Genomic DNA, 13,167 nt, shown 5'->3' on the forward strand with positions numbered 1-13,167 from the left:
TTACCGATTATTGATCTATATGTGTGACCATTCCGAACATATGCGCCACGACATCGGGGTGCGGGGCGAATTGGGGTGCTGAGGTGTTTGTGCGCGGCCTTTTGAAACGGCTTTTCCCCGCGGAAATGACGGCAGGGTTGGTGTTGGTGTTTGCGGCGGTTGTCCCGCTCCATGCCCAGGAGACTGTGTCCGAACCGCTGTTGCCCTTGCCCGTTCCACGGGGGGAGGTGGAGTCTGGCGAATCCGGCCCGGTTCGGGCGCGCGGCGGCCTGGAATTGCCACCCAGTCTGGCCGAGCGAAACGCCCCGGTTGCCGCGCCCGCCAAAACGACGCCCGATGCTGCGCCACCTGCTCCGGCCACGGAGGCCCAGGCGGGAGCCAAGCCGGTTCCGCCCGAGCCGGAGGGGCTTGATCGCGGGGTGGTGCGGGCCAATCTGTTGAAGAAGCTGGGCGGCGGCGAGGTGCTGATTCTTGAGCCCGACCCCAACAACCCGCCCACCGTGCCCGAACCGCTCAATATGGGCGAGGCGGTTGCCTTCGCGCTTAAGAACAATTTCGAGATCAAGGCGGCCCGGGCGAAAACCCAGGGAACCCATTGGGAGTTTTTTGGCAGCATCGGCCAGTATCTGCCCCGGCTTGAGTTCGAACGGCAAACCGGGACGGAACGGTCTTCGCCGGGGGCTTACCACGTCCCCGTCAGCACAACCGACAGCTCCAAGAATCCGCTGGTTGACGTCAGCACCCACCATACCTGGACCCGCAGTTACAGCGTCAAACAGCCGCTGGTCGATATGGGCATCGTCGCCGATATCTTGAATCGCGATCAGGTTCACGACGCCACCAGCGCCGACGAGACGGCGACCCGGGAACGGGTTGCGCTCGATACCATCACCTGTTATCTGCGGCTGGTTCGCTCGCGCCTTACCATCAGCTTTGCCTCCAACTACAAGGCCAACCTTGATCGGCTGGGCGAGCGGATGAAGCTTCGGGTCAGCGGTGGCGGGTCGAGCGGAGTTGAACTCGACCGCATCAATGCCCGTGCCACCAGCGCCCGCTCGGCGATGATCGAGGCCGGGGCGGAATATCAAGCCGCCTTGGTCGAGTTCCGTCGCCTGACCAACGTCACCCCGATCAAGCTCAGTCTGCCGGCGCGACTGATGCCCGACGTCCCCGAGACGGTCGATGAGGTGTTGTTGCGCGCCCTGCGGATGAACCCGGAATATCAGGCGGCACAATTGAAGGCCGACGCGGCGCTGACCGCGACGTGGAAGCAGATGACCGCCTTCCTGCCCAAGCTGTCGATGCAACTGACCGACACACGGACCTTTAACGCCGGGGGTGTCAGCCAGGAATTGCCGGTCAACGTCAAGCCGTCCGAAGTTTATCCCTATGTTAACGACCGCCGGATGATGCTGGTGTTCAACTGGACGTTGAACGGCGGGGCCGATATCGGGCAAAGTCTGGCCAATGCCGCTTATGCGCGGCAGGCATCGTATCAGGCGACCGACACAAGGTTGCGGCTGGAAGAAAGCGTGCGGACCAGCTTCAGCGCGCTGAACGCCGCCAACGGGCTGGTCGAATCGACCAACCGCGCCCTGGACGCGAACGCCAAGGTGGCCACCGCGTTCGACGAACAATTTTTGAATGGCAGTCGGCAATTGCTGGATCTGCTTGATGCCTACGAACGTCTTTATCAGTCGCAGAACGAGCTTAGTCGTCTGCTGATCTCGGAAGCCACCGCCAGCTATCTGGTGCGGCGGCAGATGGGCGAACTGGTCGAGGCGATCGTGGTCCGGACCGGAGAGTGAGGAACGGCGATGGCGGATAGCAACCGCGAACTGAATTACTGGCCGGGTTTTGTCGATGCCCTCAGCAACGTGGTGCTGACCCTTGTCTTCGTCCTGGTTGTCTTCGTCTTCGCCTTGCTGATCACGTCGAGCAAGATGCAGCAGAAGACCGTGCAGATGGTCGAGCAGCGGCTGGAGCAGGAAAACACCTCGCACGCCAAGCTGTCCCAGATCGAAAGCAAGCTGTCCGACGCCGAAGGCAAACTGGCCGAATCGCAAAAAGTTCGTGACAAGCTCGCCGCCGAGATCGCCGAGTTGCGGACGGCCAATCAGCGGCTGGAGGCGTTCCGCCAGTCGGTCCGCGAGAAAGAGGCGGCCTCGACTCCCAGCATTGTCGAAAAGCCGCTGACGCTCAAAAACGATTCGCCTGCCAAATCGGTCGATGGAGCCAACGAATCGGCCGATATCGTCGGGGGCAATGTCATCGTCATTACCTATCCCCGCGCGGCGGTGCTGTTGAACGAGTCCTCGCGGGCGCAACTGGCCAAGCTGCTGGACTCCTATCGGTCGCGGCTGCCCGGCTCGGTCGCCAAGATCGACTCGATCATGGGGCTCGAGACTTATAGCGAAGGGCGACGGATGGCCTATTACCGGGCGCTCGACCTGCGCAACTTCCTGCTCGAAAAGAAACTTGTCGGCAGTCAGGCGATCAAGATCACCACCAAACAAGGCAAAGATCAGGGGGATGCCAGGATTGAGCTCCGATTCGTCCGCCCCTGAGCCGGATTCCGCGTCCGCGCCGGTGCCCCGAAGACCGCGTCGGGGGCGGGCCGGATTCATCAGCCGTCTTGAGGCGCCGGAAACCTATCTGTGGCTGATCACCCTGATCGTCATCGCGGTGATCGTATGGGCGTCGCTGACCTCGGTCGATCGCGTCGTCCGGGTCGAGGGCCGGATCATCCCGGCTGGACGCAGCCAGAGCATCCAGCATCTGGAAGGCGGCATCGTCGCGGCGATCATGGTTCAAGAGGGCGCGGTCGTTCACAAAGGGGCGGTCCTGGTCGTGATCGACGACACCACGGCCCAGACCTCGCTGGCCGAGACTCAGGGCAAGCTGGAAAGTCTGCGGATCAAGGCGGCCCGGCTTGAGGCCGAATCGCGCGGTCTGCCGACGATGAAGGGGGGCGACATCCTGCGCCGGAACGCCGACCTGGCGGAGTCCGAGGCCAGATTGTTTGCTACCCGCCGCCAGAAGCTGGAGCAGGAGACCCTGATCTTCGAAGAGCAGATCCGACAGCGCACGGCGGAATTGCGCGAGGTCGAAGCGCGTCAGGCCAAGCTTCAGGGCGAACTGGAGACGGCGCGTGAACGCAACAAGCTGATCACCGGAATGGCTTCGCGCAATGCCGCGTCCCAGCTTGAAGTGTTGGACGCCCGCAGCCGGGAACAGCGCCTTCAGACCGAACTGAGCGATGCCGAGGGCAGCCGTCCCAAGATTATGGCGGCGATCGCCGAATCCCAGGCCCGCCGCCAGGAAGCCCAGGCGCGCTATCGTGCCGAGGCCCAGAACGAATTGTCGGGCGTTCTGGTCGAGATCGAGCGGATGGGCAACATCATCACCGGACAGGCCGATCGTTTCATCCGCACCGAGGTCCGCGCCCCGGTCGAAGGGATCGTCAATCGCATCCTGTCCAATACCGTCGGCGGCGTGGTCAAGCCGGGTGACACCATCATCGAGATCACCCCCAGCGCCGAAGAGGTGTTGGTCGAAGCGCGGGCCAGACCCAGTGACCGGGGCGATCTGCGGGTCGGACTGCCCGCCAAGGTACGTGTCAGCGCCTTTGACATCGGCGAGCTTGGTCCGTTGGATGGCCGCGTCATCGAGGTCAGCGCCGATACCGTTCCCGATGGCAAGGGCGATCCGTATTACCGCGTCGCCATTCAGGTCGACCAATTGCCGCCCTCGTATTCCGGGAAGAAAATAGTTCCGGGGATGACGATCACTGCCGATGTCATCACCGGACAGCGTACAATCATCCGATATATCACATCACCGTTTACGCGATTCTTATTCAACGCTTTTCGCGATGCCCGCTAGGAATTTGAGCATGACCAAGTTTCGTTCCACGTTCTTACAGGCAATAGCTCCGGTTGTTCTTCTGTCCGTGGTCGGGGTTACCCATATCGACTTTGTGTTGATGGCTATCCGTGGGAACGTTCTGCTCAATTCGATGATCCTGGTGGTCGCGTTGGGGGGCGGCGTTCTCTGGATCGTCAATCTGATCCAGGCCGAACGCGAGCGGACCGCGCTGAACCGCTTCGCCCGCGAGGTCGGCGACGGGGCCGACATGAATGAATTGTTGTCGGCGCCTTGGCTGAATGGCCGGGTGGTGCAGGATTACCTGCGCAATCTGGCCCAGACCGGCGGCAAGCTGTCGACCCACATGGATCAGTCGGCGATCGAGACCGAACTGGAGCAATTGCAGACCGAACTCGATTCTCGGATGGAACTGCCCAGCTTCCTGGTCGGCTTCATGATCGCGATGGGCCTGCTCGGCACCTTCATCGGTCTGCTCGAAACCCTGACCGGCATCAGCGGGATGCTGGACGGGATGGTCAACGCTCCGGCAGGGGATTCGATTGATGCCGAATTCCTGAAGCTGGTCGGTCAGTTGCGCCACCCGCTGGCCGGCATGGGCATCGCCTTTTCGGCGTCGATGTTCGGTCTGCTGGGCAGCTTGATGTTGGGGATGATGCAGTTGACGGTGCGCCGCCACGCCCGAAAGGTGCTGGGCGAGGCGCGCCATCTGCTCAACCGTCTGGTCGAGCGGGTCAAGGGCCCGGTCGGCATGGCGGGCGTCAGCGAGGCGGTTCGCGCCGGGGGCGTCAGCGAATCCTTCCTGTCGACCTTCATCGCTGATCTGACCAGCAACATGAACCAGATGCTGGAAATGTTTCACCGCTCGCAGGACGGTTCGTTGGCGATGGTCAGCCGGATCGATAATCTGGCGTTCCGGCTGGAAGAGATGGTGGGCGCGATCGAAAGCAATATCGAGGCGGTGCGCCGCACCAACGATCTGCTCGGCTTCGGTCCCCGGATGAAAGAGACCAACGAGGAATTGTTAAGCGAAGTGCGCGCATTGTTGTCCAACAACCAGGACCGCCAGAAATCGATGATGCGTCTGACCGATACCCTAAGCTCGATCGATCAGAAGATTTCCGCCTCGAACGACGGCACCCGCAGCCATTTCGACATGGTCGGCAATTTCAACATCCAGAGTCTGGCCAAGCTGGACGAGGCGGTCGGTGTGCTGCACGCCGTCAACGATCAGACCTCCGACAGCGAAACCAAGCTGGATCGCCGTCTTCAGGCGCTGTCTTCCGCCACCACCAATATCGGCGCGACGATGCAGCAGATGACCGCCAAACTGAGCGAGGTCGCGGTCGGCACCCAGACCCAGATCAACGCGCTGGGCTCGGTTCAGCAGGTGTTGCGCGATTCGTCGGCCGAGATGCAAAACCTGCTGTCCGGTTTGCAGGAAAAAATGCAGAAGGTTCAGGAAGTCGAGATTGGCGCGACCCGTCACCTTTATGGCATCAAGGAATCGTTCGACGGGATGAACGCGCTGCTGGAACCGCTGAAGGGGATGGCCCAGGGCGTCGGCAAGCAGACCTCGCTGCTTGAAGCCACTCTGGAAGAAATGCGGATGTCGCAGCGCAATATGATGCGCGAGCTGCGCGCCGAGATGAGGGATGTCACCCGTCAGCAAGGCACGGCGGGCTGATCTGGACGACAAAGACTGTTCCGCCGGGACCGTGTCCATAGCGGCACCGGGCGGATGGATAATGGACCGGGTGATCCGGTCGAGGAGAATTGATGGCTGAAGCACAGCAGGTCAAAGTCATCGAATCGACCCAGGGCATGTTCCGTCTGAACATGCCGCAATCGGCGATTGCCCGGGTCGATGTCGTCGATATCGATCTTGTGCTTCAGACCACCAGCGGCGAACGGGTGATCCTGGCCGGGGCGGCGATTGATTCCACCTCGGAAAAACCGCCGAGCGTGATGTTCTCGGACGGTCAGGTCAGCACGGCTCAGTTGTTCTCCGCGGTCGCCCAGGTCGAAAGCCCCGCGCTGCCGGTTCCGGCGATGACCAGCCTGACCGAGTACGAGGCCCAGAAAACCAAGGGTCCGCGCTCGTTCGTCACCAATGGCGAACCCAAGGGCGAAAGCGCGTCTGCCAGCGCCGCCGATTCGCCGCCGTCCAGCGACGTGCCCACCAATGTCGCCCCGCTCAGTTCGCCGCCGCCCACCACGGTCGAAACCCTGCTGGCCGATGCCAAGAAAACGTTGGACGGCGAAAGCAACAAGCATGGCGATTTCACCCATGCGCCGGTGCCGATTCCGCCGCAAAGCCCGCCGTCTCCTCCGCCGTCAAGTCCGGGGGCGCAGGCGACGGTGCCGCAATTGCCCACTCTTCAGGTCTGGTTCGGCAATTACAGCGATCAGGTCGCGGTTGGTCAGACGGTCTATGGCGCGGGCGGCACCCCGGATTCGGACCCGCGCAATTTCAGCACCAATGCACCGCTGGCGGCCAATTCGCCGGAACAGATCGCCCCTGAAATTCTGACCCTCACCGGCAATCAGACCGCCTATGTCGATGGGGTCGGGCCGTTGCTGGGGACGACCGGCAGCGGCGTCAATGCCAATGCGACCGGCTATTATGCCAAGGTCTTCATGGCCCGCGTGGTCGGCACCTTCAACAGCGCCGGGGCGATGACAATTTCGGGGCTGCCGCTGGGCTTTTCCCTGGTCAGCCTCAGCGCCGCTTTCACCGTCGTCAATACCGTTGTCGCCACCGCGTCAACGCCAGGGGTGTGGACGATCACCCTGGTCGATCCGACCCAGACGCTGACCAATTTCCCGCTGAAGCTGATCTATCCGACCGACGCATCCAGCACCCCGATCACGCTGGATTTCGCCGAATCCGTCTATTACAGCGGAGCCAATTACGACCTGCACCAGAAGATCGTGATCCAGGTCAAGGAGGTCCATTCCGCCTCCGACCTCAACGTCACGGTGACCGATCCCAACGACGCGACCAAGACCGTCGCGGTCAATGTCCTGCCCAGTAACGGCGTTCCCAATCTGGTCTATGCCCAGGGCAGCCATAACACGATCTATGGCGGCATTGCCGACGACACGATGGTCAGCCTGGGGGCGGCCAATACTTTCGACGGCGGCGGCGGCATCAATACCGTCGATTTCAGCCGCGATGCCACCTCCCACACCATCAATCTCGCCACCAACGCCAATCACGGTGGCTATGCCGAAGGCAGCGTGCTGTCGCACATCTCGGTGATCAAGGCCGGGCCGGGCGGCGATACCATCACCGGCAATGCCACCACCAGCACGACGATCTATGGCGGCGCGGGCAATGACGTCATGGCGGGCGGCTCGGCCGGGGACGTGTTTGTCGGTGGCGGTGGCCGCGACACCGTGACCTATGCCGCCAGCGCCGCGCCCGTCACGATCGATCAGACCGGCGGGGGCCGAGCGCTGGGCGATGCCTCGGGCGATTCCTACAGCGCGATCGCGACGATCATCGGCAGCGCCGGGGATGATCGCTTCTATGGCGGTACCGCGGCTGGTTCGGCGACGATGGATGGGAGCGGCGGTTCGGACTGGGTCGATTACCAATACACCTCCGTTGTCAACAATCGCGGCGTTACCGTCAATCTGAACGATAGTATCGGCAATGGCGGTGGCGCGCTCTATGACCATCTCATCAATATCGAGAATATCCGAGGCAGCACCGGCAACGATCTGTTCTACGCCAGCAACGAAGCCAACAGCTTCATCGGTAATGGCGGTACCGACATCGTCAGCTATGACGGACAAACCGCGCTGACGATTGATCAGAAAAGCGGCCGTGGTCTCGGTACCGGGGCGGCGTCGGGCGATTCCTACACCGGAATTGCCACCCTGGTTGGCACGACCGGCGACGATACCTTTGTCGGCGGCACCGATGCGGGCTCGGCGCTGATGGACGGAGCCCGGGGCAACAACTGGATCAGCTACAATTACGTCGGCAGTTCCAGTGTCACCGTCAATCTGGCGAGTGGTACCTCTAGCGGCTCGGGCAGCAACGACCGTTTCGTCAATGTCGAGAATGTCTACGGCTCGGGCGGCAACGACCTGTTTTACGCCGATACACATGCCAACAGTTTTATCGGCGGCGGCGGAACCGACGTCGTCAGCTATGCCGGGCAGTCGGCGGTAACGGTCGATCAGACTGGGGGAAATCGTGGCACCGGGGCGGCTTCGGGCGACAGCTATACCGGGATCGCGACGATCATCGGCAGTTCGGGTAACGATACCTTTGTCGGCGGGCGGCCCTCGGATGTCGCGACGATGGATGGATCGGGTGGCGACAATTGGGTCACCTATCAGAATGCCAGCGGCGCGGTTACCCTTGATCTGACTGGGACCGCCGCCAATGGCGGCGCGGCCCAGCTTGACCATATCGTCAATATCGAGAACGTGGTCGGCTCGTCGTTCGCTGACCTGTTTTATGCCGATTCCGCCGCCAACAGCTTCGTCGGCGGCGGCGGGCACGATACCGTCAGCTACGATCGCAATCCGGTGGGGGGAATGACGATCGACATGACCGGGCAGGGCTATGGCTCGGGCTATGCCTCGGGCGATTCCTATTCGGGAATCTCGGTCGTGATCGGCAGCAGCAGCAGCGATACCTTCATCGGCGGTCTCGTTTCCGGTGTCGGCACGATGGACGGTGGCAGCACCGCTAACGATACCGTCGGCGACTGGATCGATTACGAATATGTTCAGGTCGATGCGACCTTGAATCGCGGTGTGACGGTCAATCTCGATACCGGGATCAACGGCGGCAGCGTTATCACCAACGCGGCGGCCAACGACCGGCTGGTCAATATCGAGAACGTCAAGGGGACCAGCGGCAACGATCTGTTTTACGCCAGTTCCGCCGCCAACAGCTTTGTTGGCGGAAGCGGAAACGATGTCGTCAGCTATGCCGGTCAGTCGGCGGTGACGATCGATCAGACCGCGGCCAATCGCGGCACCGGGGCGGCATCGGGCGATTCCTATAACGGAATCGAAACGATCATCGGCAGTTCCGGCGACGATACCTTCTTTGGCGGCACGGCGGCGGTCGCCGCGATGGATGGCGGCGCGAACGGGGCCGGGGGCGACTGGGTCAGCTATGCCGGAGAGGCGGCGGCGACGGTCGATCTGACCCGGACCTCGGCGAATGGCGGTTCGGCGGCGAACAACTCCCTGATCAATATCGAAAACATCGTCGGTTCGTCCAACAACGACACCTTTTATGCCAATGGCAGCGCCAACAGTTTCGTCGGCGGCGGCGGAACCGGCGATGTGGTCAGCTATGCCCGCGATGGGTCGGGGACGCTGACGATCGACCTGACCGGGACCACGTATTCGACCGGCTATGCCTCGGGCGACAGCTATAACGGCATCGCGACGGTGATCGGCAGCGGTGGCAACGATACCTTCATCGGCGGGGCCTGGAGCGGGGTCGGCACCGCGATCGGCGGCGGCGGCACTGATTGGATCAGCTATAAGCATGCCGTAAGCGGCGCGACGGTCGATCTGGCGGCCGGAGGCAATGCGGGCTCGGCGGCGACGAATCACTTAAGCGGGATCGAGAACATCATCGCCTCGGATCACGGCGATTCTCTGACCGGCGACGCCCAGGCCAACAGCTTCATCAGCGGCGCCGGGGCCGATGTGATCGATGGCGGCGACGGCCGCGATACCGTCGATTACAGTTCCGATATTGCCGCCCACGTCATCAATCTGACGACCAACACCAATTCCGGCGGTCATGCCGCAGGCGACCATCTTAGCAACATCGAAGTGGTAATCGGCGGCAGCCTCAACGACACCCTGACTGGCGATGCGCTCCAATCCACCACTCTGTTTGGCGGTGCGGGCGACGACACCCTGGCGGGCGGCAGCGGAGCCGATTATTTCGACGGCGGTGTCGGCAACGATGTCGTGACCTATGCGGGCGGTCCGGCGGTGACGGTCGATCAGACGACGGGAAATCACGGCTCTGGGGCAGCGGCGGGCGACCAGTACGTCAACATCGAAACCATCGTTGGCAGCAGCGGCGTCGATACCTTCGTCGGCGGTACCTCTCTGGGGTCGGCGACGATGGATGGCGGCGGCGGCCGGGACTGGATCGATTATGAATTTCTCGCGGTCGGCGCGGGGGTCACCGTCAACCTCGCCTCCGGGACCACCAGCGGCGCGGTCACCACCGATCGTTTCGTCAACATCGAGAACGTCTACGGCTCGGTCAATAATGACGTCTTCATCGCCAGCGGGCAGGGCAACACCTTCAACGGCGGCGGCGGGTCGGACTGGGTCAGCTATGCCCAGAACGGTGGCGTCGCCGTCACCATCGATTTGTTCAACCATCTGAGCAGCGGCGGAGCGAGCAACGATTCCCTGATCGCGATCCAGAACCTGATCGGTTCGACCGCGAGCGATACCTTCTATGCCGATGGCAATAACAACAGTTTCATCGGCGGCGGTGGGACCGATGTCGTCAGCTATTCCAACAGCACGGTCGATCTGATCATCGACCAGACCCAATCGGGAATCGCCACCGGCCTGGCGCGGGGCGATGGCTATAGCGGGATCGCGACGATCGTCGGCAGTTCTTTGTCCGACACCTTCATCGGCGGCACAGCGAGCGGGTCGGCGACAATGGATGGGGCTGGCGGCGAGAACTGGGTCAGCTACCAGAACGCAACCTCGGGGGCCACCGTCAACCTCGCCACCGGGGCCAATGCGGGATCGGCGCTCAACGACCATTTCATCAACGTCAAGAACATCATTGCCTCGGCGTATGGCGACAAACTGACTGGCGATTCCAACAACAACACCTTCATCGCTGGAGCCGGGGCCGACACCTTTACCGGCGGCGGCGGTGTTGACGTCGTTTCCTACGCCCAAAGCCGCGATTCGCTGGTGATCGATCAGGCCGGATATGGCCGGGGCACCTCGGCCGCGGCCGGGGACGCCTATTCCGGGATCGCCACCATTATCGGCAGCACTTCGGTCGATACCTTCATCGGCGGCACTGCCGCCGGATCGGCGACGATGTTCGGCGGCGGCGGGGCGGACTGGATCAGCTATCAATATCTGGCGGGCGGAACCGGCGTGACCGTCGATCTGCTCAACAACAGCAACAATAGCGGGGCGGCGGCCAACGACCGCACCAACGGGATCGAGAACGTCATCGGTTCGTCTTATGCCGATCTGTTCTATGCCGACGGCGAGACCAACAGCTTCATCGGTGGAAGCGGGAACGACGTCGTCAGCTATGTCCGCTCCGGCGTGCTGACCGGAATGGTGATCGACCAGACCGGGGGTAATCACGGCACCGGATTTGCCGCCAACGATTATTACAGCAGCATCGAGACGATCGCGGGTAGTCAGTATGACGATACCTTCATCGGCGGCACCGCTTCGGTTCTGGCAACGATGGATGGCGGGGTCGGTTCGGACTGGGTTGATTACGAGTATGTCAGCGGGGCCAGCGGGGCCACCGTCGATCTGACCAACAGCCTGAATAATGGCGGCGCGGCGGTCAACGACCGGCTGACCAACGTCGAGAATATCAAGGGCACCGCCAATGCCGACCTGTTCTATGCCAGCACGGCGGTCAACAGCTTTGTCGGCAATGGCGGCCTTGATACCGTCAGCTATGCCCGCGCCGGATCGGCGGTGACGGTCGATCAGACCGGGGGCAATCACGGCAGCGGCTATGGCTCAGGCGACAGCTATAGCGGGATCGCGACGATCGTTGGCAGCGCCGCCGACGACACCTTCATCGGCGGGACCGGGGCCGGGTCGGCGACGATGGACGGTGCCACCGGCTTGGACTGGGTTGATTACGAGTATGTCAGCGGGGCAAGCGGCGTCACCGTCGATCTGACCGACAGCCTTAACAATAACGGCGCGGCGGTCAATGACCGGCTGAGCGGCATCGAGAACATCAAGGGCACCGCCAATGCCGACCTGTTCTATGCCAGCGCGGCGGCCAACAGTTTCGTCGGCAATGGCGGTCTCGATGTCGTCAGCTATGCCCGGGCCGCCTCGGCGGTGACAATCGACCAGACTGCGGGCAATCACGGCGGCGGCTATGCCTCGGGTGATTCCTTTAGCGGGATCGCGACGATCGTCGGCAGCGCCGCCGCTGATACCTTCATCGGTGGCACCGGGGCCGGGTCGGCGACGATGGATGGCGCCGCCGGTTCGAACTGGGTCGATTACCGCTATCTGACCGGTGGGGCTGGCGTCACCGTCAATCTGGTCAGCCATGTCAATGGCGGCGCGGCGGCCAACGACAAGCTGACCAATATCGAGAACGTCTATGGCTCGATCTATGCCGATACCTTTGTGGCCGATGGCGCGGGGAACAGCTTTGTCGGCAATGGCGGCGCCGACTGGGTCAGCTATGCCGCACTCACCGATACCTCGCGCGGGGTGACCGTTGATCTGTCGAATAACGCCAACAATGCCGGTTCATCGGCGCTGGATCGTCTCAGCAATGTCGAGAACATCATTGGTTCGGGCGGCAATGACCGGCTGATCGGCGATGCGTTCAACAACACCTTTGTCGGCGGGCTGGGGGCAGATTACTTTGACGGCGGCAGCGGCGGTCTTGACGTCGTTACCTATGCCTCCAGCAGCGCCGGATTGTCGATTGACCTGACCGGCGGCGGTCACGGCACCCTGGAAGCTCAGGGCGACAGCTTTGTCCGCATTGCCACCATTGTCGGCAGCGCCCAGGCCGATACGTTCATGAGCGGCACCGGAACGGCATCGCTGACGATGAGCAGCGGCGGCGGGGCCGATTGGGTCAGCTATCAATACGCAACGGGCGCGGTGACGGTCGATCTGACTTATAACGGCACCACCAGCCTGAACGGCGGCGCGGCTCAATACGATCATCTGATCGGGATCGAGAACGTCCGGGGTCGACCCTGGGCGACACCTTCTTCGCCGATTCCGTTGCCAACAGCTTTATCGGCGGCGGCGGCACCGACATTGTCAGCTATGCCCGTGGCGCGGCGATGACGATCGACCTGACCGGAGGCGGTCGCTCGAGCGGCTATGCCTCGGGCGATAGCTATAACGCGATCGCGACGGTGATCGGCAGCGGCGGCAACGATACCTTCATCGGCGGCACCGCTTCGGGCGCACCGACGATGAGCGGTGGCGGCGGCACCGACTGGGTCAGCTATCAATATGCGACCAGCGGCGCGACGCTTGATCTGACCGCGACCTCGGCCAATGGCGGTC

At 62.4% G+C, this 13,167-nt stretch carries 6 protein-coding genes; all 6 read left to right on the forward strand.

Annotation, left to right across the window (positions count from 1 at the left end; genetic code table 11):
- Positions 1-125 precede the first annotated feature (125 nt).
- Positions 126-1,808: a TolC family protein gene (locus tag K678_RS04270; protein WP_039852017.1), complete on the forward strand. Its 1,683-nt coding sequence runs from the start codon at positions 126-128 to the stop codon at positions 1,806-1,808.
- Between the two features lie 9 nt (positions 1,809-1,817).
- A complete protein-coding gene (locus K678_RS04275; RefSeq protein ID WP_021131229.1) occupies positions 1,818-2,567 on the forward strand; it encodes a hypothetical protein in 750 nt (249 codons plus the stop codon).
- The gene (locus tag K678_RS04280) at positions 2,542-3,885 is read left to right on the forward strand and encodes an HlyD family type I secretion periplasmic adaptor subunit (protein WP_021131230.1); all 1,344 of its coding nucleotides are present in this window, start codon (positions 2,542-2,544) and stop codon (positions 3,883-3,885) included. Before K678_RS04275 ends, K678_RS04280 begins: the two co-directional genes overlap by 26 nt.
- Before the next feature lie 10 nt (positions 3,886-3,895).
- A complete protein-coding gene (locus tag K678_RS04285) occupies positions 3,896-5,572 on the forward strand; it encodes a methyl-accepting chemotaxis protein (protein WP_021131231.1) in 1,677 nt (558 codons plus the stop codon).
- A 92-nt stretch (positions 5,573-5,664) separates the two neighbouring features.
- Entirely contained in the window at positions 5,665-12,942 is a 7,278-nt protein-coding gene (locus tag K678_RS04290) for a calcium-binding protein (RefSeq protein WP_021131232.1), read from the forward strand.
- The coding region (locus K678_RS04295; RefSeq protein WP_021131233.1) for a hypothetical protein at positions 12,939-13,167 on the forward strand (229 nt) is incomplete at its 3' end. The genes K678_RS04290 and K678_RS04295, both read left to right, overlap by 4 nt.

It is taken from the genome of Magnetospirillum fulvum MGU-K5, from assembly GCF_000442515.1.
In the GTDB taxonomy this organism is placed as follows: Bacteria; Pseudomonadota; Alphaproteobacteria; order Rhodospirillales; family Magnetospirillaceae; genus Phaeospirillum; species Phaeospirillum fulvum_B.

Bases quoted from the DNA above. Each gene is read 5' to 3' on its own strand.
- K678_RS04275 (WP_021131229.1), top strand. From the start codon at position 1,818: ATGGCGGATAGCAACCGCGAACTGAATTACTGGCCGGGTTTTGTCGAT.
- K678_RS04290 (WP_021131232.1), top strand. From the start codon at position 5,665: ATGGCTGAAGCACAGCAGGTCAAAGTCATCGAATCGACCCAGGGCATG.
- K678_RS04270 (WP_039852017.1), top strand. From the start codon at position 126: ATGACGGCAGGGTTGGTGTTGGTGTTTGCGGCGGTTGTCCCGCTCCAT.
- K678_RS04285 (WP_021131231.1), top strand. From the start codon at position 3,896: ATGACCAAGTTTCGTTCCACGTTCTTACAGGCAATAGCTCCGGTTGTT.